The following is a 19,287-nucleotide window of genomic DNA, read 5'->3' as shown; positions in this document are numbered from 1 at the left end:
TGCGATGCACAGAGGGTCCACTGCATGTCGCCAGAACGTGTATAGCGGTTTCTGGATAACGACATGCACATGAGCGGGCCGTAGTGGAAAAAGTGCGTGGGCAAAAACCGCCGAACGGGGCGCTGGCGAGAGCCACTTTCCCACTACCCAAACGAGGTTCTTGCGAGCGCCCCGGCCGATTGCTCCTTGACAAACCACGGCGGACTTTTCGCGCGTGAACAAACGGCGTGGCGGAAAGGGAGTGTCCGCAGAGCGTCCTGTCGCTGCGGTCAAGCGGAGGATCGAACACGAAATCGCGACGAAGCGTCCACAAAACGTGCGTTGCCCCTTATCACGAACTCGTCAATAAGAGACCGTAACACCATGCGGTTGCGCGCCGCCAACGCCGGATGTCCGTTTGAAATTTGCCTCATCACGATCACGCAAAAGACTGCATCTGCTGACAGGCGCCTGCTTGGGATTGTTCCTGCTCACCCATTTTTCCAACCACGCGCTCGGCCTCGTTTCGGTCGATGCTATGGAAGAAATGCGCTGGTGGTTCAACCTGCTATGGCGCAGCTGGATCGGCACGGTGCTGCTCTATGGCTCGCTCGCCGTGCATTTCATCCTGGCACTCGAAAGCCTCTATCGCCGCCAGACATTGCGCATGCCGATGCGCGAAGCGCTCAAGATCATTTTTGGGCTGTCATTCCCGTTCCTGCTCGTGACCCATGTGACGAATACGCGGATCGAATGGATGCTGACCGGATATGGCGACGGCTATTATCAGGTGCTGCCGCGCCTCTGGTCCAACCCGGTCAACGCAAGCCTGCAATCGCTGGCTCTCATTCTCGCCTGGTCGCATGGCTGTCTCGGCGCTTGGTTCTGGATGCGGGGACGCGACTGGTATCCGCGCTACTTCCTGTTCTTCTATTCCTTCGCCGTTCTCGTGCCACTCCTGGCGCTGCTCGGCTTTGCCGTCGGCGCCCGCTCCTTGGATGTCGGACTGCCGTCCGAGACATGGTTCATGCCGGCCCGCACGCCGCCCGAAATCCTCGGCCAGATCCGGCTCTCGATCATGACCACCCTTGTCGCCGCCATCAGCGGAACGTTGATTGCCCGCGCCATTCCCGCCGGCGGCAAGGTCAGGATCACCTATCCCGACCGGGCGATTTCCGTTGCCAAGGGTTTCAGCGTGCTAGAAGCCAGCCGCGCCGCCGGTATTCCGCACCTGTCGATCTGCGGCGGACGCGGGCGTTGCTCCACCTGCCGCGTGCGGGTGATGGAAGGGCTCGAACGACAACCACCGGCGACCGAAGCCGAGCGGGCGACACTGATCCGCATCCGCGCTCCAGACAATGTCCGCCTTGCCTGCCAGCTGCGCCCCAGCCACAGCCTGTCGATCTCGCCGATCCTCGGCGCCGACAATGTCGGCGTGAAGATCCAGCCGACCGAGCAGGAAGCCGCCGGCCGCGAACGCCGCATCGCCGTGCTGTTCTGTGACCTCAGGGACTTCACCCTGCTTGCCCAGCAGCAACTTCCCTTCGACACCGTCTTCCTCCTCAATCGCTATTTCGAGACGATCGGCGAAGCCGTCGAAAGCACTGGCGGCGTGATCGACAAGTTCATCGGTGACGGGGCGCTGGCGATCTTCGGTTTAAACAACAGCATCGAGGAAGCCTGCGAACAGGCCCTGACGGCAACCGCCCGCATCGCCAAGGGTGTCGAGGTGCTGAACCGGAATTTCACCAGCGAACTCGAACGGCCGCTGCGCATCGCCATGGGCATGCATGCCGGGCCGGCGATCATCGGTCAGATCGGCTATGGAAGGGCTTCGTCACTCACCGCCGTCGGCGACACGATCAATGCCGCGAGCCGGCTCGAAGGCTTCGCCAAGGAATACGATGCGCAACTGGCGGTCTCCGCCGATGTCGTCCGCTATGCCGGTCTGACCGTCAATGACCGCGAAAGCTACAACATCTCCATTCGCGGCCGTGCCGGCACGCTGGAAACGCTGATCGTGCAGCGGGCGGTAGAGATCGAGGCGATGATCGACGCGGCGAAGCAGGCGTCGGGCACGCCGGCCTGACGGGCGTTGTCAGGCTGCGTCGATGCTGCCTTCCCTGATTTCGAGGCCGTGCACGAACAATTGCTCGAGAAACCGGGCGGCATCCTCGAAACGGCCCTCGCCGGACCGCTCGTCGCCGAGCACGCCCCGGACCTGGACATCGAAATCGGCGTAATGCTGCGTCGTCGACCAGATGGCGAAGATCAGGTGATAGGGATCACATTTGGCGATCTTGCCGGCCTTCGCCCAGGAGCGGATCACCTCCGCCTTCTCGTCGACCAGTTCCTTCAGCGGCCCCTTGAGCTCATCCTCGATATGCGGCGCACCCTGCAGGATCTCGTTGGCGAAAAGCCGACTTTCGCGGGGAAAATCGCGGGCCATTTCGAGCTTGCGACGGATATAGCTGCGGATTTCGGACACCGGGTTTCCCTCGGCGTCGAATTCGCGCAAGGGATCGAGCCAGTTGTAGAGCACCCGGTCGATCAGCGCCCGGTGCATGGCGTCCTTGGTGCGGAAGTAATAGAGCAGGTTCGGTTTCGACATGCCCGCCACCTCGGCGATCTGGTCGATGGTGCTGCCGCGAAAACCATGGGTGGCAAACACATCGAGCGCCGCCTCCAGAATCAGTTCTTCCTTCTCCTCCTGGATACGGGTGCGCCTCTGTGTCCTGGCTGCCCTCGGAAGTACCATCTTGCCCCCTGTCTTATAACCCATCACCGTCTGCACGCGGCCTGAAACGTCCGGAAAATACCTGTTCTAAAAATTCCGACGGCACGGACGTTTTTTCTGTTTTTCGTCTTGAGTGCCGCAACGGAAGTTGTAATGTTTTACCAACCGGTCAAATTATCAGTCAGTTCATCGTCAAACGCAACGGCTGATCGCAGGGCAATCGAAAAAACCAGATCGCCCCGATTTGACCAAGGGAACAACGGGATGTGCCTGACCGCGCATCCTGAAAACATGAGGAGAACCGCCATGGCAGCTGCACCGGGCGAGAACATGCGCGTCAATGCCGACCGTCTGTGGGATATGCTCATGGACATGGCGAAAATCGGCCCCGGCATTGCCGGCGGCAACAATCGCCAGACACTGACCGACGAGGACGGCGAAGGTCGCCATCTCTTTCAGAAATGGTGCGACGATGCCGGCATGACCATGGCCGTCGACAAGATGGGCACGATGTTCGCCACCCGCCCCGGCACCGATCCCGATGCGCTGCCCGTCTATGTCGGCTCGCACCTCGACACCCAGCCGACCGGCGGCAAGTATGACGGCGTGCTCGGCGTGCTCGCGGCCCTCGAAGTCGTGCGCACCATGAACGACCTCGGCATCCGGACGAAACATCCGATCGTCGTCACCAACTGGGCAAACGAGGAAGGCGCCCGTTTTGCGCCGGCCATGCTGGCATCCGGCGTCTTTGCCGGCGTGCATACGCTCGATTACGCCTATGGCCGCAAGGATCCCGAGGGCAAGACCTATGGCGACGAGTTGACGCGCATCGGCTGGCTCGGCGAGGAAGAGGTCGGCGCCCGCAAGATGCACGCCTATTTCGAATATCATATCGAGCAAGGCCCGATCCTTGAGGCGGAGGAAAAGCAGATCGGCGTGGTCACCCACTGTCAGGGCCTCTGGTGGCTGGAATTCACGCTGACAGGCCGAGAAGCCCATACCGGCTCGACGCCGATGAACCTGCGCGTCAATGCCGGGCTTGCCATGTCACGGATCATCGAAATGGTGCAGGATGTCGCCATGGCCGAACAGCCGGGCGCCGTCGGCGGCGTCGGCCAGGTGTTCTTCTCGCCCAACTCCCGCAACGTCCTGCCGGGCAAGGTGGTCTTCACCATCGATATCCGCTCGCCCGACAAGGAGAAGCTCGACCGGATGCGCGCCAGGATCGAGGCCGAGGCACCGAAGATCACGGGAGCGCTCGGTGTCGGCTGTTCGATCGAGGCCATCGGCCATTTCGCGCCGGTGACCTTCGATCCGACGCTGGTGACGGCCGTGCGCACCGCCGCCGAAAAACTCGGCTACAGCCATATGAACCTCATTTCCGGCGCCGGCCACGACGCCTGCTGGGCCGCCAAGGTGGCGCCAGCCACCATGGTCATGTGCCCCTGCGTCGGCGGCCTCAGCCACAACGAGGCCGAGGACATTTCCAGGGAATGGGCCTCGGCGGGTTGCGACGTGCTGTTCCATGCGGTGGTCGAGACGGCGGGGATCGTGGAGTAAGCCCATGAATCATTTCGACGAAGTGAAACGCATTCTCGACCGCGAGGACCGAGCTATGCGGAGTGACGCGGGTCTCCCAAAACACGTGGCTTCGCCCCCCTCATCCGGCCCAGCGGGCCACCTTCTCCCCGCTGGGGAGAAGAGGACGTCAGCGGCTTCGTCCGTCAACAAAAAACTGGCATCGTCACAAGTGGATAATGTTGAACGCGGATGTGCAGCGGACTCCCTCTTCTCCCCGCCGGGGAGAAGGTGGCCCGAAGGGCCGGATGAGGGGGGCGAAGCCACAATTCAAGACGCGAACCCCTTTACCAAGCGCCGTCCCGGAAAGACCCAGCAAGCCCGCAATCTCAGACACAATGAACAAGAAGCCGAATACCGGCTCTGGGGGGACCTCAGGAACCGCCTTCTCAACGGCTACAAATTCACCCGTCAAATTCCGCTTGGCCCCTACATCGCCGATTTCCTCTGTCGTGAGAAAATGCTGATTATCGAACTGGATGGCAGCCAGCATGCGGACTCTCAATCAGATATTCTCCGGACACAGTGGCTGAACGAGCAAGGCTACAGCGTCCTGCGCTTCTGGAATCACGAAGTTCTTCAGGAACGCCGCGCCGTTCTGGACACGATCCTTGCCGCGCTGGAAGGGCAAATTTTCCAACGGGATGAAAGTCTCCGTTATTTTCCTGCGATCCGGCAGCCAGATCGCAACGGTAGCCACCAACATCAATCATTGGATAACCAGCTGGCGCATGCACCGCGCAGCGACAGGGAGTTCTGAAAACATGAGCACAGTCATCAAGAACGGAACCATCGTCACCGCCGACCTGACCTACAAGGCGGATGTCAAGGTGGATGGGGGCAAGATCGTCGAGATCGGGCCGAACCTTTCCGGCGACGAGACGCTGGATGCGACCGGGTGCTATGTCATGCCCGGCGGCATCGATCCGCATACCCATCTCGAAATGCCGTTCATGGGCACCTATTCGTCCGACGATTTCGAAAGCGGAACCCGGGCGGCGCTGTCGGGCGGCACGACCATGGTCGTCGATTTCGCTCTGCCCGCCCCCGGCCAGTCGCTGCTCGAAGCCTTGACCATGTGGGACAACAAGACGTCGCGGGCGACCTGCGACTTCTCCTTCCACATGGCCATCACCTGGTGGGGCGAGCAGGTGTTCAACGAGATGCAGACGATCGTACAGGATAAGGGCATCAACTCGTTCAAGCACTTCATGGCCTACAAGGGCGCGCTGATGGTGGATGACGACGAGATGTTCCATTCGTTCCAGCGCTGCGCCGAGCTTGGCGCGCTGCCGATGGTGCATGCCGAAAACGGCGATATCGTCGCGCAGATGCAGGCGAAACTGCTGGCAGACGGCAATAACGGCCCGGAAGCCCACGCCTATTCCCGCCCCGCCGCTGTCGAAGGCGAAGCCACCAACCGCGCCATCATCATCGCCGACATGGCAGGCAGCCCGCTTTACGTGGTACACACATCCTGCGAACAGTCGCATGAAGCGATCCGCCGCGCCCGACAGAACGGCATGCGGGTCTATGGCGAGCCGCTGATCCAGCACCTGACGCTGGACGAGAGCGAATATGCCAATCCCGACTGGGATCATGCCGCCCGCCGCGTCATGTCGCCGCCCTTCCGCAACAAGCAGCATCAGGACTCACTCTGGGCCGGGCTCGCGGCCGGCTCGCTGCAGGTGGTTGCGACCGATCACTGCGCCTTCACGACCGCGCAGAAGCGTTTTGGCGTTGGCGACTTCACCAAAATCCCGAACGGCACCGGCGGGCTGGAGGATCGCATGCCGATGCTCTGGACGCACGGCGTCGCCACCGGCCGCATCACCATGAACGAATTCGTGGCCGTCACCTCGACCAATATCGCCAAGATCCTCAATATGTATCCGAAGAAGGGCGCGATCCTCGTCGGGGCCGATGCCGACCTCGTCGTCTGGGATCCGAAGCGTTCCAAGACGATCTCGGCCTCCTCGCAGCAGTCGGCCATCGATTACAACGTCTTTGAAGGCAAGCAGGTGACCGGCCTGCCGCGCTACACGCTGACCGCCGGCGTCGTCGCCATCGAGGAGGGGACGATCAAGACCCGCGAGGGCCAGGGCAAGTTCATCAAGCGCGAGCCCTTCGCTGCCGTCAACAAGGCGCTCTCGACCTGGAAGGACATCACCGCGCCGCGCAAGGTCCAGCGCACCGGCATTCCGGCAAGCGGGGTGTGAGCATGCCGCTTGTCCCTCGCCTTCCCGTGCTTCTCGTGGCGAGCCTGGCCATGACCGGGCTCGTTCACGCACAGGAAAAATTCCTCGACGGCGCCTATGGCAACAAGGATGGCTGCGCCTATGCCAACAGCAATGAGGCGATGGGATCGGAGGACTTCTTTCTGCTGACAGATGAAGGTGTTACGTCGGCGGCCACCTATTGCGGCTTCAAGAGGCCGGTGACGAAGAAGGGCGATTCCTTTGCCTCGGCGGTCACCTGCGCGGAGGAAGGCGATGGCGGCGAGATGGACACGAAGCTCGAAATCCAGCGTGCCGGCAACGACTATGTGATCGTGTTCGAGGACGGGATGCGTTGGGGGCCGTTGAAAAAATGCAAATGAACCAGCGTCTTCCTCCAGCACGGCTCTGTCGGTTGCCGGCGGGCAACGGGCGGCCTCGAAAGGCCGCCTGCGTACAGCAAGCCTTATCGCGGAACCAGCGCTTCCAGTTCCGGCATCAGGACGACGCTTTCCTGTTCGTTCGGATCGGTGCGGGCGATCACGGCCGAGGCCGGCTGGTCCGACAGGTTGGCAGGAAGATGCGGCACGCCGGCCGGGATGTAGAACATTTCGCCGGCCTTCACGATGACATGGTTTTCCAACTGGTCGCCGTACCAGGTGTGCGCCTCGCCAGACAGCATGTAGATCGCCGTCTCATGGGTCTCGTGCTTGTGGGCCTTGGCGCGGCCGCCGGGCGGAATGGTCAGGAGATGCATGCAGATCGCAGACGCGCCGACGGCCTCAGCGGAAATGCCTTCGAAATAGCTGAACCCCTGCTTGCCGTCATAGGTCTGGCCGGGACGGACGATCCGGCAGGTCGGTTTCGATGATTGCAACATATCCACATCTCCGGGTTCATGGTTCAATATCCCGATCGGAAAATTTGACGTACGACTATAGGCAACACCAGACAAAAAGACGTCAACCAGGCATTCAGGGCGGAGCATACAAGACCTTATGACAACAACACCTGCATCCGTCGTTTCGGCGCGTGATCTCGGCCTCACTTTCCAGACCAATGACGGTCCCGTCAATGCGCTGACGGGCGTCAATCTGGATGTGCGCAAGGGCGATTTCGTTTCCTTCATCGGGCCATCGGGCTGCGGCAAGACGACCTTCCTGCGCGTCATCGCCGATCTCGAACAGGCAACGGCCGGCTCGATTACCGTCAACGGCGTCACGCCGCACGAGGCACGGCAGAATCGCTCATACGGTTATGTCTTCCAGGCCGCCGCCCTTTACCCCTGGCGCACGATCGAGAAGAACATCGCCTTGCCGCTCGAAATCATGGGCTATAGCGTAGCCGAGCAGAAGGAGCGGATCGACCGGACTCTCGATCTCGTCAACCTGACCGGTTTCGGCAAGAAATTCCCCTGGCAGCTTTCCGGCGGCATGCAGCAGCGCGCCTCGATCGCCCGCGCGCTGGCCTTCGATGCCGACCTGTTGTTGATGGACGAGCCCTTCGGCGCACTGGACGAAATCGTCCGCGACCATCTGAACGAACAGTTGCTCAAGCTCTGGGAACGCACCAACAAGACGATCTGCTTCGTCACCCATTCGATCCCCGAAGCGGTCTATCTCTCCACCAAGATCGTCGTCATGAGCCCCCGCCCCGGCCGCGTCACCGACATCATCGAATCCACCCTGCCCCGCGAGCGTCCGCTCGATATCCGCGAAACACCGGAATTCCTGGAGATTGCCAGCCGGGTGCGCGAGGGATTGAGAGCGGGGCATAGCTATGATGAGTAGTACTCTTTTAGAAAAGACCCCTCCCCAACCCCTCCCCACAAGGGGGAGGGGCTACGATGCCGCGCCCTTCGCAAACGGATCGAGCCGTTTTCGGAAGAGGAAAATGCTTAGAACACAGGTGGCTCAGTACGCTGAGTTCCTGTCGGTTTGTCACCGGGCAATGCCGCGGGTTAAGCCCCTCCCCCTTGTGGGGAGGGGTTGGGGAGGGGAAAACATCCGCACAGTCCCTCATGGAGCTTTCATGCCCCATTCCAATATCGAACAGAAGACCCGCACAAGGGCCAAGGAACTCCGTCGCGAATTGACCAAGGCGGAAGCCGCAATGTGGAGCATGCTGCGAGACTTGCGTCCGCGAGGCGCCCGTTTCCGCCGCGAAACACCGATCGGTCCCTATATTGCGGATTTCGCCTGGCTGTCCGCACGCGTGGTCGTCGAGGTCGATGGCGATAGCCATGAGACACTGCACGGAAAAAGGCATGACGCCCAGAGAGACCGATTTCTTCAAAGCCAAGGTTTTACCATTCTGCGTTTCGACAATGCTCAGGTCATGGACGGTCCCGATCATGTCTTTCTGACCATAGAGCAAGCCGTCATGCCCTTCCTGGAGATCGAGCCGCATCCATGAACCTCACCTTCATCCTCTGGCTCGCGGCCTCCATGGCGATCTTTCTCAGCGCGGCAACGGCGTCGCGATACTATGTCTCGACCAACAATATCCTGCTGCTGGTCTTCTCCCTGTTCCTCTATTGCGTCGGAAACCTGATGATGGTGCGGTTGATGCGTGAGGGCGGGCTGGGGCTGGCGATCTCGGCATCCGCCGTCGTCCAGTTGGTGCTGGTCAACGTCATCGCTTTCCTCGTCTTCGGCGAGAGGTTGACGCTGATGCAGATGGCCGGCGTTGCCCTTGGCATCGTGGCCATGGGCCTGATGATGCTGCCATCGAGCGGGAGGGTCTGACCATGGAGAAAGCGGGTTTCTTCCAGGACAGGATCATGCCGGTCGCGGTGATCGTCGCCGCGCTGGTGGTCATCTGGTATATCGCTGCCGTTTTCCTCAACACGCCGTTCGAACGCGATACGGCCGCCCGCGCCGGAACGACGATCACCTTTTCCGAAATCGTGCCGAAGACGATGGTTCAGGAGCGGCCGGTCCTGCCCGCGCCGCATCAGGTGATCGCGGAAATCTGGGACACGATGTTCAACAAGCCCATCACTTCCAAGCGTAGCCTCGTCTATCATGCCTGGATCACGCTGTCGGCGACCCTGCTCGGCTTCGGCATCGGCACCGTTCTCGGCATTCTGCTCGCCATCGGCATCGTCCACAATCGCGCCATGGATCGGTCGCTGATGCCCTGGGTCATCGCCAGCCAGACGATACCGATCCTCGCCATCGCCCCGATGATCATCGTGGTGCTCAACGCAGTCGGCATATCCGGCCTGCTACCGAAGGCGCTGATCTCCACCTATCTCAGCTTCTTCCCGATCGTCGTCGGCATGGTGAAGGGGCTTCGCAGCCCGGAAACGATCCAGCTCGACCTGATGCACACCTATTATGCCAGTGCGTCGCAAACCTTCTGGAAGCTGCGCTGGCCTTCGTCCATGCCCTACCTCTTCACCTCGCTGAAAGTCGCCATCGCCATCTCGCTGGTCGGGGCCATCGTCGGTGAATTGCCGACCGGTGCCGTGGCAGGTCTCGGCGCGCGCCTGCTTGCCGGCTCCTACTACGGCCAGACGGTGCAGATCTGGTCGGCTTTGTTCATGGCTGCCGCCATGGCGGCCATGTTGGTCATCATTGTCGGCATTGCCCATACCGCCGTCCTCAAGCGCATGGGGATGAAACCATGAAGACCAATCTCGTTCTCGGCGCCATCGCCTTCTGGCTTGCGGCCTGGGCCACCAACGAATGGCTCGTCCGCCAGAAATTCAACAACCCGCTGGCCAACCGCGCGATTCGGCTTGCCGTTCCACTGCTGTTCGGCATCAGTATTCTCGTCCTCTGGGAGGGACTGGTACGCGGGCTCAACGTGCCTTTCGTCCTTCTGCCGCCCCCGTCGGCGATCGGGGTGCGGCTTGTCAGTTCCGTACCGACCCTCTGGGCCGATTTCCAGCAGACGTTCCTCAAGGCGGTCATCACCGGTTATGCGCTTGGCTGCGGTCTCGGCTTTATCGTCGCCATCGCCATCGATCGCTCTCCCTTTCTGCAGAAAGGCCTGCTGCCGCTCGGCAATTTCGTCTCCGCCTTGCCGGTCATCGGCGTCGCGCCGATCATGGTCATGTGGTTCGGTTTCGACTGGCAGTCGAAGGTCGCCGTCGTTGTCATCATGACCTTCTTCCCCATGCTGGTGAACACCGTCTCCGGCCTTGCCGCCACCAGTTCGATGGAAAAGGACCTGATGCGCACCTATGCGGCGACATGGTTCCAGACGCTCGTCAAATTACGGCTTCCGGCGGCATGGCCTTTCATATTCAATGCGCTCAAGATCAACTCCACGCTGGCGCTGATCGGCGCTATCGTGGCCGAATTCTTCGGGACCCCGATCGTCGGCATGGGCTTCCGGATTTCCACCGAAGTGGGGCGCATGAATGTCGACATGGTTTGGGCCGAGATCGCCGTTGCGGCGGTGGCTGGCTCCGCCTTCTACGGGGTGGTGGCGCTCATCGAGCGCGCCGTCACGTTCTGGCATCCGTCCATGCGCAGCGCACGGGCGGCTTGACTATCGTCTGCCCGCGTTGGGCAGGCGCGCGACGAACGACCGCCGGTTCGCAATTGGGCCGGCATAACAAAAAAGAGGGAACTGACATGAAGTTGAGATTTGCATCATTGCTGCTGGCAAGCGCCTTTTCGCTCTCCGCATTCCAGGCCGTGGCCGCCGAAAAGGTCGTGCTGCAGCTGAAATGGGTCACCCAGGCCCAGTTCGCCGGTTATTACGTCGCCAAGGACAAGGGCTTCTATGAAGAAGAAGGCCTTGATGTCGAGATCAAGCCGGGCGGCCCGGACATCGCTCCGCCGCAGGTGATCGCCGGCGGCGGCGCCGACGTGGTCGTCGACTGGATGCCATCAGCGCTTGCAACCCGCGAAAAGGGCGTCGCCCTCGTCAACATCGCCCAGCCCTTCAAGTCCTCCGGCATGATGCTGACCTGCCTGAAGGAATCCGGCGTCGCCACGCCAGACGACTTCAAGGGCAAGACGCTCGGCGTCTGGTTTTTCGGCAACGAATATCCGTTCCTCTCCTGGATGAGCCAGCTTGGCCTGAAGACCGAAGGTGGACCGGATGGCGTCACCGTCCTCAAGCAGGGTTTCAACGTCGACCCGCTGATCCAGAAGCAGGCCGCCTGTATCTCGACCATGACCTACAACGAATACGGCCAGGTGCTCGATGCCGGCATCAAGCCGGAGGATCTGGTCACCTTCAAGTATGAGGACCAGGGTGTAGCGACGCTCGAAGACGGCCTTTATGTTCTGGAAGACAAGCTCAAGGACCAGGCCTTCAAGGACAAGATGGTCAAGTTCGTCCGCGCTTCGATGAAGGGCTGGAAATATGCCGAAACAAACCCGGATGAAGCGGCCGGTATCGTTCTTGAAAACGATAGCACCGGCGCGCAGACGGAGGCACACCAGAAGTTCATGATGAGCGAAGTGGCCAAGCTGACCGCCGGCTCCAACGGCGCGCTCGACGAAGCAGACTACAAGCGGACTGTCGAGTCCCTGCTGAAGGGCGGCTCGGATCCTGTCATCACCAAGGAACCGACCGGTGCCTTTACGCATGAGATCACCGACGCGGCTCTCAAGTAGAACGATTGGTATTACTTTTAACATTGAAACGCGCGGGCCAGCCCCGCGCGTTTCTCATTTGCAACACTATAAAACCAGTTGCCCGCAACAAATCGACACAAAACAAAAGTTGTGTTGATGGCATTCAACAAATAAAATAATGAGGCACCATTCTTTTTTCAGACTGCCTTGCAACGCCAAACTTGTCTAACTAAATAAGGCCCGAGGCATTTGAGGAGGTGTGGGGAAGCGTTTCGCCTGGGAGCGTATTGGCGACATTTCTTTCTCCTCCGAGGGCTGACCGAGACAAATCCTTCCGGGGAAAGCGTACTCGTCAGCAAACTGATTTATCCGGAATTCGAGGAAAGTGAGCCGATGGCCCGTATGACGACTTATGCGTTTGGTGTTTCCGCTGCCCTGATGCTGGCTTTCCTGTCGAGCACCGCGTTTGCGGAAGATCCTGCGCCGGCAAAGACGGAACAGGCTCTCCCTTCAATCGTCGTGTCTGAGGTCAAGACCCAGGCGATCGTCGATCGGGTTCTGGCCACCGGCGCCGTGAAGGCGGTCGAGGAAACCTATGTTTCCCCCCTCGTCGATGGATTGTCGATCCGTACACTGAACGCCGATGTCGGCGATCGCGTCGAGGCGGACACCACCTTGGCAACCTTGAACCCCGACATGCTGGAGTTGCAGAAGAGCCAGTATGCCGCAAGCCTTGCCAAGGCCAATGCATCCCTTGCCCAGTATGAGGCGCAGCTTGCCGAGGCGCAGGCCAATGCCGAAGAGGCCGTCCGCGTCGCCGAGCGCTCGAAGAAGCTGGCAGAAGCCGGCTCGATGTCGACGGCGCAGCGCGATCAGGAACGGGCTGCGGCAACCGCCGCACTTGCCCGCGTCCGCTCCGGCGAGCAACTGGTCTCGGTTGCCAAGGCCGATATCAAGGTCGTCGAGGCGCAAATTTCCGATGTCGATCTGAGGCTTGCCCGCACAGACGTGAAGACGCCGGTGACCGGCGTCGTGTCGGCGCGAACCGCCAAGGTCGGCGCGATCGCCAACGGCTCCGGCGAACCGCTGTTCACGATCATTCGCGACGGTGCGGTGGAGGTGAAGGCTGAAATCATCGAAACCGATTTGCCGCGCCTTGCGATCGGCCAGAGGGCGGAAGTCACCCTTGCCGATGGCAAGACGCAGATCGAGGGCAAGATTCGCTTGATCTCTCCCGTCGTCGATAGCCAGACCCGCCTCGGCAGCGTCAATATCAGCCTGCTGGCGCCGGAAAAAGCGCGCGTCGGCATGTATGCGCGCGCGCAGATCATCGTCACCGAAAAGGATGCGCTCGTCCTGCCGCTATCCGCCGTCACCAGCACCAAGGACGGCATGGTCGCCCGCAAGGTCGATGGTGATGTCGCGCATGTCGCGAAGATTGAAACCGGCATTCAGGACAACGGATTCATCGAAATCCGGGCCGGGCTGAAAGAGGGCGACAAGGTGATCAAGAAAGCCGGCGCCTTCGTCCGTGACGGCGATCGCATCAAGCCTGTGCCTGCCTCCGCCGAAACCGTATCGAACTGATCGAGGTCATAGCGATGAATTTTTCCGCCTGGGCCATCCGAAACCCCATCGCACCGATTCTCGGTTTCGCGCTTCTGCTGTTTCTGGGGATTCAATCCTTCTACGCCTTGCCGATCACAAAGTTTCCGAACATCGACGTTCCGGTGGTCGCGATCACGGTGACGCAGAACGGCGCTTCGCCATCCGAACTGGAAATGCAGGTGACGAAGGAGGTCGAGGACGCGGTGGCCTCCATCGCCGGCGTCGACGAAATCCAGTCGACGGTCACCGACGGCCAGTCGGTGACCTCGGTCATTTTCCGCATCGAAAAGCCGACGGAAGAAGCCGTTCAGGACACCAAGGATGCGATCGACCGCATCCGCAGCGACTTGCCGGCCGATGTCGAGGAACCCGTCGTCACCAAGATCGACGTCGAAGGCCAGGCAATCCAGACCTTCTCGGTCACCTCACCCGACATGACGCTCGAAGAACTGTCCTGGTTCGTCGACGACACGATCAAGCGCGCATTGCAGGGCCAGATCGGTGTCGGCCGCATCGACCGTTACGGCGGCTCTGACCGGGAAATCAAGGTGGAACTGGACCCGAGCAAGCTCGATTCCTTCGGCATCACCGCGCCCGACGTCAACAACCAGTTGCGCAGCACCAATGTCGATCTCGGCTCCGGTCGCGGCCAGATCGGCGGCAACGAGCAGACGATCCGCACACTGGGCGATGCCCGCAACGTGGCGCAACTTGCCAATACCACCATCGCCCTGCCGAACGGCCGATTCGTGAAGCTGTCGGATCTCGGCACCGTCACCGATACCTATGAGGAGCAGAAGTCCTTCTCGCGCTTCAATGGCGATGCCTCGGTTACCTTCGCCGTTTTCCGCTCGAAGGGCGCTTCCGAAGTTTCGGTCGCCGAAACCGTCGCGGCAAGCCTTGAAAAGGTTCGCGCCGCCCATCCGCACGTCAATATCGCGATGGTCGACGACGCCGTCTACTTCACCTATGGCAACTACGAAGCAGCACTCCATACGCTGATGGAAGGCTCGATCCTCGCCGTCTTCGTGGTTCTGCTCTTCCTGCGTAACTGGCGTGCCACGTTCATTGCCGCCGTCGCCCTTCCGCTCTCCGCGATTCCGACTTTCTGGATCATGGACCTGATGGGCTTCTCGCTCAATCTGGTCAGCTTCCTGGCACTGACGCTGGCGACCGGTATCCTGGTCGATGACGCGATCGTCGAGATCGAGAACATCGCCCGGCACATCAAGATGGGCAAGACGCCCTACAGGGCCTCGCTCGATGCCGCCGATGAAATCGGGCTTGCGGTCATCGCCACCAGCTTCACGATCATTGCGGTCTTTGTGCCGGTCTCGTTCATGCCGGGCATTGCCGGCCAATACTTCATCCAGTTCGGTCTGACGGTCGCTTTCTCGGTCTTCTTCTCGCTGATGGTCGCGCGTCTCATCACCCCGATGATGGCGGCCTACCTGATGAAGCCGGAAGATGGAGTCGACGATCATCATGACAATGATGGCCGCCTGATGAAGGGCTATACCTGGCTGGTCACCACCACGACCCGGCGCTGGTATATGCGCTACGCGACCATGCTGGCTGCTTTCGCGTTCCTGGCTGGCTCGCTGTTCCTGATGTCGCAGGTGCCCGGAAGCTTCATGCCGCCGGATGACAGCTCGCGCGTCGTTCTCTCCGTGGAACTGCCTCCGAACGCGACGCTTGCGGAAACGGATGAAACGACCGAAAAAATCTACAACGCTGTGCGCGATGTCGATGGTGTCGAAAGCGTCTTCATTCTCGGCGGTGCGTCGCCCAAGGGCGACCTCGAACTGCGCCGGGCAACCGTTCGCATCATTCTTGGGACGATCGATCATTCCCTTGTGAAGACCTTGGTCAACAAGGGTCTCGGCGGCCTTCCAATCGTCGGCGAATATGTGCCGAAGATGAAGATGGATGGGCGTACCCGTCCGCAATGGGATGTCGAGAAGGATATTTTCGCTCAGTTGCGGGGTATCCCGGACGTGCGCATCACCAAGCTGAACGATCGTGGCGAGCGTGAGTTGACCTTCAACTTCCTGTCGTCCAACGAAGAGGACCTCAACTCGGCCGTCGCCCTGCTGGAAGGCAAGCTGCGTGCGTCGTCAATCCTGTCCAATGTCAGCTCGGAAGGCGCCCTGCCCCGGCCGGAACTGCAGATACGGCCGCGCAAGGACGAAATCGCCCGCCTCGGCATCACGCCGCAGCAGATTTCGCAAACCATCCGTGTGGCAACGACCGGTGATGTCGATGCCGCGCTGACCAAGATCTCGCTCGACAACCGGCTGATCCCGATCCGGGTCCAGACCTCGCTCGACGTTCGCCGCGACCTTCGGGCCATCGGTGCGCTCAAGGTCAAGACGGCCTCGGGTGGCACGGTGCCGCTCGATAGCGTCACGGATATCACTTACTCGGAAGGCCCGAGTTCGATCCTGCGCAACGCCCGCAACCGCGTCGCTTCGATCGGTTCGGACGTGCCCCAGGGCACGGCACTCGACACGTCTACGGCGGAATTCAAGCGAATCGTTGAGGAAACGAAGCTGCCGCCGACCGTTCGCCTTGCCGAAAGCGGTGATGCCAAGATCCAGGGCGAGATGATGCAGAGCTTCGGCAATGCCATGTTGCTCGGCCTGCTGATGGTTCTGGTGGTTCTCATCCTGCTCTTCAAGGATGTGATCCAGCCCTTCACCATCCTGTTCTCGCTGCCGCTCGCCATTGGCGGCGTCGCGGTGGCGTTGATCCTGACGCGCAATGCATTCTCGATGCCGGTCATGATCGGGGTGCTGATGCTGATGGGTATCGTGACCAAGAACGCGATCCTGCTGGTCGACTTCGCCGTCGAGATGAAGCGCCACGGCATGGAGCGGGTGCAGGCCATGGTCGAGGCCGGACGCAAGCGCGCCCAGCCGATCATCATGACCTCGATCGCCATGTCGGCGGGCATGATCCCGTCCGCGCTCGGTGTCGGCGAAGGCGGCTCGTTCCGCGCGCCGATGGCGATCGCGGTGATCGGCGGCATCATTGTCTCCACCGTGCTTTCTCTCCTCGTCGTGCCGTCGTTCTTCCTGATCATGGACGACCTGTCGCGCCTGCTCGGCTGGGCTTTCGGCCGCATCGTCGGCAGGAAGGACGAGGAACTGGAAGTGCTGGAGAACGAAGCTTTGACCGAGATCGTCACCGACCAGGGCAAGACGATCGGCGAGTTGCAGGAGCGCCTCGACAAGCTGGAAGGCCCCAAGCGCAGCGGCAATGTCATCAATCACCCGGCGCTCGCCGCCGAGTGATCCTTCGCAAGACATGAAAGGCCCGGCGGAGCGATCCGCCGGGCTTTTCGTTGAAACGGATAAACTCAGAAACCGCCTTCGACGGTCAGGAACTCGACGATCCTTCTTGTTAATGACGAGAAGGTCGGAGCGCGTGATCGCCGGCCCGCCCTGCGCGGGATTTCCTCGCCTTGGCAGACCGAGATCACATAGATGGTGATATCGGCCCGTGTACGGGCATCCGCCGGTCTCGACGCCGACGATCCGGTCCGACGGCAGCGCCAGCATGCGCACCAGCGCTCGGCATCCTCCTTCGTATAGATGTCGTTTGTAACGACGCGACGGAATAGTTTTCGCGCATGGCCTTGCAGAGTTTTCGGTGAGCGCCGTCTTGCCCGAGCCGACGGGGCCGCCGATCCCGACGCGGGGGGGGCCGTTGCCAGATTTCCTGGCGACAGTCCTTTCTCAAAATCGGGCTCATATCCTCAGGAGCGAAAGAGCCGTGAATGCAATGTCTCGTGACGCAGCGCCGCAATATCCGAGGTGATCGTCGCAGAGCCAAGATCGTCAAGCGTACTTTCAGCAGCTCTCGCCGCGGTTTCGGCGATGACCGGTTCCAACCCGACCAGCACGGCGACGCCCTGCGTCTGCCCCATCACGCCGCAACGGATGGCGACAGAAACGAGGTTCGAGGCCGTTGCATGCACATAGGCGGCCAAAGCCGGCTCCAGTCCGGTCCGATGCGCCCCGGCAACCGCGCCGACGGCGACGGGATAAGCGACCGCGCCGGTCAGCATTTCAAGCACCGGATGCGGCCAATGGGCGGCGGCGGTCAGGAACGCGCCTCCCTGCAGCGTCGTTTCCTGGTGACGCTCGCGCGACCCGGCCAGCGCCTCGGCGAGTTCTCTCACCTGCTCCAGCCTCACTGCGTCTTCATAGGCCCGATAGCTCTCTGCCAGCAGCACCGCATCGTTCCAACTTGAGCCATGACCGACGAGTGCCTGCAGCCAATCCGAGAGCCCGGCCGCATCCGTCACCAGGCCATCGTGCACGGCCTGCTCAAGCCCGCCGGAATAGGAGAAAGCGCCGATCGGAAAGGCTGGCGACAGCCATGTCACCAACCTGAGCAAGCCCTGCGTATCCGCCCGTTCAGTCATGGGCGTGACGATGGCCGCCGTGCCCGTGGGAGGGCCTGCCCGACCCGTGATAAGCGCCGGGCATTGGCTGGAAGGGTTCGATGACCTCAGCAATGGTCGCACCCAGTCCTTCAAGCATCACCCGGATCACCGCATCGCGCTGGATGACGATGCGATCCTGGTGGATTTCGGCCGCGAGATGGCGATTGCCGAGATGCAGCAGCTTGCGGCGCAGATGCCGCTGGTCATGCGCAAGCGCGATCATGTGCAGGATTGTCTTGTCGGCTGGTCCCGGCGACAGGACCTGTGTCGAGCGATACGGCATTCAGGCGGCCTTATGCTTTCGGCGTGCGCTCGGGCGCCCGCCACAGCGTAAATCATTGAACCTCCGAGGGTTTCTCCTCCGTACTGTAACAATAAAAAACCCCGGCGCCAGATCAAACCACGCAGGCACGGGGCTTTGTCTCACGCCATCGGCACGTCCACAACCAATCGCGACCTCCGCCCGGAAACGTCAATTGTAAAGCGCCAGCGACGTCGTCAGCGAACGAGGAAGTGGGTTCCACCAGCCGGTGCGCAGACCCGCCTCGCGCAAGCCTTTCGCCGTCCAGGTGTTGCAGCCGACCACGGCGCTGAACCAGCCATTGGCCTCGAAGAAGCGGTCGTTCGGCCCATAGGCCGTATCGGGGATGGCCGCGATCATCCCGTCCTTCGGCGTGAAGCTTGCCTCGATATAGGCAAGCAGCTTTTCGTATTCCGCGTCACCGATCTCGAAGGCAGTAACCGTGTCCGAAGGTTCGACAATTTCCCCGGCAACATCGACATGCATGACCGAGCGATCCATCGTCAGCCCCTTGAACACCGGCATCAGCTTCAAGTCCGCCCAGGTCGGCGTCTCGATATAGAAGGCGCGTCCACCCCAGCCGAACACGATCCAGCGCGCATTCGGATGGCCAAGCGGCATGCCGTTATCTTCCAGAAACGAAAACCGGCTGCGGGTCTCGGTATCGAGCGCGATGGCGATGTCCGTGTGGATGGGGTTGGAGAAGACGAGAATCCGGTGTCTGAGTCCGGCCACGTCATCCGCCTTGGCGACCGGCCAGAGTGGGCGAGGCACGAATGTGCCGGCGACGGCGAGAAGTATCGTCACCGCCAGGAGTGTCAGCAGCCAGCGAACGGGCCGTCTCCAGGACATCAACAGGCTTCCTTCGCCAT

At 61.1% G+C, this 19,287-nt stretch carries 17 protein-coding genes and 2 pseudogenes; 13 read left to right on the top strand and 6 right to left on the bottom strand.

All coding sequences use genetic code 11. From position 1 onward, the window contains the following. The first annotated feature begins 397 nt into the window (after positions 1-397). Positions 398-2,068, top strand: coding sequence for an adenylate/guanylate cyclase domain-containing protein (locus ACST81_RS08605; RefSeq protein ID WP_438752511.1), 1,671 nt, complete (start codon positions 398-400; stop codon positions 2,066-2,068). 9 nt (positions 2,069-2,077) lie between these two features. On the opposite strand, the gene ACST81_RS08600 is transcribed toward ACST81_RS08605, so the two are convergent. Next, on the bottom strand, positions 2,078-2,737 hold the full coding sequence (locus ACST81_RS08600; protein WP_438753449.1) for a TetR family transcriptional regulator C-terminal domain-containing protein: 660 nt from the start codon (positions 2,735-2,737) through the stop codon (positions 2,078-2,080). 285 nt (positions 2,738-3,022) lie between these two features. Here ACST81_RS08600 and ACST81_RS08595 point away from each other — a divergent pair, with 285 nt between their 5' ends. The 4 genes from ACST81_RS08595 to ACST81_RS08580 are packed head-to-tail and all read left to right on the top strand — an operon-like array spanning position 3,023 to position 6,893. Beyond that, positions 3,023-4,276, top strand: a complete 1,254-nt coding sequence (locus ACST81_RS08595) for a Zn-dependent hydrolase (RefSeq protein WP_438752510.1) — start codon at positions 3,023-3,025, stop codon at positions 4,274-4,276. A 55-nt stretch (positions 4,277-4,331) separates the two neighbouring features. Beyond that, the gene (locus ACST81_RS08590; protein WP_438753446.1) at positions 4,332-5,054 is read left to right on the top strand and encodes an endonuclease domain-containing protein; all 723 of its coding nucleotides are present in this window, start codon (positions 4,332-4,334) and stop codon (positions 5,052-5,054) included. Positions 5,055-5,058: 4 nt separating this feature from the next. Further along, positions 5,059-6,513: a dihydropyrimidinase gene (gene hydA, locus ACST81_RS08585; RefSeq protein ID WP_438752509.1), complete on the top strand. Its 1,455-nt coding sequence runs from the start codon at positions 5,059-5,061 to the stop codon at positions 6,511-6,513. 2 nt (positions 6,514-6,515) lie between these two features. After that, positions 6,516-6,893, top strand: a complete 378-nt coding sequence (locus ACST81_RS08580; RefSeq protein ID WP_438752508.1) for a hypothetical protein — start codon at positions 6,516-6,518, stop codon at positions 6,891-6,893. An 83-nt stretch (positions 6,894-6,976) separates the two neighbouring features. Here the strand turns inward: ACST81_RS08580 and ACST81_RS08575 are convergent, their stop codons facing one another. After that, positions 6,977-7,390 (bottom strand): cupin domain-containing protein, encoded by a 414-nt coding sequence (locus ACST81_RS08575; protein ID WP_438752507.1) that lies wholly within the window; start codon positions 7,388-7,390, stop codon positions 6,977-6,979. 118 nt (positions 7,391-7,508) lie between these two features. Between ACST81_RS08575 and ACST81_RS08570 the strand changes: the two genes are divergently transcribed. From ACST81_RS08570 to ACST81_RS08535, 8 genes are all read left to right on the top strand, one after another. After that, complete coding sequence (locus ACST81_RS08570) at positions 7,509-8,300, top strand: ABC transporter ATP-binding protein (protein ID WP_438752506.1); 792 nt, start codon at positions 7,509-7,511, stop codon at positions 8,298-8,300. Between the two features lie 241 nt (positions 8,301-8,541). Further along, positions 8,542-8,925 carry an endonuclease domain-containing protein gene (locus ACST81_RS08565; protein WP_438752505.1) on the top strand — a complete coding sequence of 128 codons (384 nt, stop codon included), beginning with the start codon at positions 8,542-8,544 and terminating at the stop codon, positions 8,923-8,925. Beyond that, on the top strand, positions 8,922-9,257 hold the full coding sequence (locus tag ACST81_RS08560; RefSeq protein WP_438752504.1) for a hypothetical protein: 336 nt from the start codon (positions 8,922-8,924) through the stop codon (positions 9,255-9,257). Before ACST81_RS08565 ends, ACST81_RS08560 begins: the two co-directional genes overlap by 4 nt. Positions 9,258-9,292: 35 nt before the next feature. Beyond that, entirely contained in the window at positions 9,293-10,144 is an 852-nt protein-coding gene (locus ACST81_RS08555; RefSeq protein ID WP_438753443.1) for an ABC transporter permease, read from the top strand. After that, complete coding sequence (locus ACST81_RS08550) at positions 10,141-11,013, top strand: ABC transporter permease (protein WP_438752503.1); 873 nt, start codon at positions 10,141-10,143, stop codon at positions 11,011-11,013. The genes ACST81_RS08555 and ACST81_RS08550 overlap by 4 nt, the downstream gene beginning before the upstream one ends. Positions 11,014-11,099: 86 nt before the next feature. Then, positions 11,100-12,092, top strand: a complete 993-nt coding sequence (locus ACST81_RS08545) for an ABC transporter substrate-binding protein (protein ID WP_438752502.1) — start codon at positions 11,100-11,102, stop codon at positions 12,090-12,092. 354 nt (positions 12,093-12,446) lie between these two features. Then, positions 12,447-13,640, top strand: a complete 1,194-nt coding sequence (locus tag ACST81_RS08540; protein WP_438752501.1) for an efflux RND transporter periplasmic adaptor subunit — start codon at positions 12,447-12,449, stop codon at positions 13,638-13,640. A 14-nt stretch (positions 13,641-13,654) separates the two neighbouring features. Beyond that, the gene (locus ACST81_RS08535) at positions 13,655-16,957 is read left to right on the top strand and encodes an efflux RND transporter permease subunit (protein WP_438752499.1); all 3,303 of its coding nucleotides are present in this window, start codon (positions 13,655-13,657) and stop codon (positions 16,955-16,957) included. 99 nt (positions 16,958-17,056) lie between these two features. Here the strand turns inward: ACST81_RS08535 and ACST81_RS08530 are convergent. From ACST81_RS08530 to ACST81_RS08515, 4 genes and pseudogenes are all read right to left on the bottom strand, one after another. After that, a pseudogene (locus tag ACST81_RS08530) lies at positions 17,057-17,353 on the bottom strand (GTP-binding protein); the annotation flags it as partial. A 68-nt stretch (positions 17,354-17,421) separates the two neighbouring features. Further along, on the bottom strand, positions 17,422-18,093 hold the full coding sequence (locus ACST81_RS08525; protein WP_438752498.1) for an urease accessory protein UreF: 672 nt from the start codon (positions 18,091-18,093) through the stop codon (positions 17,422-17,424). Continuing rightward, positions 18,086-18,292: pseudogene (locus ACST81_RS08520) on the bottom strand (urease accessory protein UreE); the annotation flags it as partial. The gene ACST81_RS08525 and the pseudogene ACST81_RS08520, both read right to left, overlap by 8 nt. A gap of 294 nt (positions 18,293-18,586) precedes the next feature. Then, positions 18,587-19,267, bottom strand: a complete 681-nt coding sequence (locus ACST81_RS08515) for a TIGR02117 family protein (protein ID WP_438752497.1) — start codon at positions 19,265-19,267, stop codon at positions 18,587-18,589. Between the last annotated feature and the right edge of the window lie 20 nt (positions 19,268-19,287).

It is taken from the genome of Pararhizobium sp. O133 (genome assembly GCF_051669845.1).
Lineage (GTDB): Bacteria > Pseudomonadota > Alphaproteobacteria > Rhizobiales > Rhizobiaceae > Pararhizobium.
This window is presented reverse-complemented; position numbering and strand designations above follow the sequence as displayed.

Coding starts and splice junctions, on each gene's coding strand:
- ACST81_RS08600 (WP_438753449.1), bottom strand. CDS start 2,737: ATGGTACTTCCGAGGGCAGCCAGGACACAGAGGCGCACCCGTATCCAG.
- ACST81_RS08595 (WP_438752510.1), top strand. CDS start 3,023: ATGGCAGCTGCACCGGGCGAGAACATGCGCGTCAATGCCGACCGTCTG.
- ACST81_RS08590 (WP_438753446.1), top strand. CDS start 4,332: ATGCGGAGTGACGCGGGTCTCCCAAAACACGTGGCTTCGCCCCCCTCA.
- hydA (WP_438752509.1), top strand. CDS start 5,059: ATGAGCACAGTCATCAAGAACGGAACCATCGTCACCGCCGACCTGACC.
- ACST81_RS08580 (WP_438752508.1), top strand. CDS start 6,516: ATGCCGCTTGTCCCTCGCCTTCCCGTGCTTCTCGTGGCGAGCCTGGCC.
- ACST81_RS08575 (WP_438752507.1), bottom strand. CDS start 7,390: ATGTTGCAATCATCGAAACCGACCTGCCGGATCGTCCGTCCCGGCCAG.
- ACST81_RS08570 (WP_438752506.1), top strand. CDS start 7,509: ATGACAACAACACCTGCATCCGTCGTTTCGGCGCGTGATCTCGGCCTC.
- ACST81_RS08565 (WP_438752505.1), top strand. CDS start 8,542: ATGCCCCATTCCAATATCGAACAGAAGACCCGCACAAGGGCCAAGGAA.
- ACST81_RS08560 (WP_438752504.1), top strand. CDS start 8,922: ATGAACCTCACCTTCATCCTCTGGCTCGCGGCCTCCATGGCGATCTTT.
- ACST81_RS08555 (WP_438753443.1), top strand. CDS start 9,293: ATGCCGGTCGCGGTGATCGTCGCCGCGCTGGTGGTCATCTGGTATATC.
- ACST81_RS08550 (WP_438752503.1), top strand. CDS start 10,141: ATGAAGACCAATCTCGTTCTCGGCGCCATCGCCTTCTGGCTTGCGGCC.
- ACST81_RS08545 (WP_438752502.1), top strand. CDS start 11,100: ATGAAGTTGAGATTTGCATCATTGCTGCTGGCAAGCGCCTTTTCGCTC.
- ACST81_RS08540 (WP_438752501.1), top strand. CDS start 12,447: ATGGCCCGTATGACGACTTATGCGTTTGGTGTTTCCGCTGCCCTGATG.
- ACST81_RS08535 (WP_438752499.1), top strand. CDS start 13,655: ATGAATTTTTCCGCCTGGGCCATCCGAAACCCCATCGCACCGATTCTC.
- ACST81_RS08525 (WP_438752498.1), bottom strand. CDS start 18,093: ATGACTGAACGGGCGGATACGCAGGGCTTGCTCAGGTTGGTGACATGG.
- ACST81_RS08515 (WP_438752497.1), bottom strand. CDS start 19,267: ATGTCCTGGAGACGGCCCGTTCGCTGGCTGCTGACACTCCTGGCGGTG.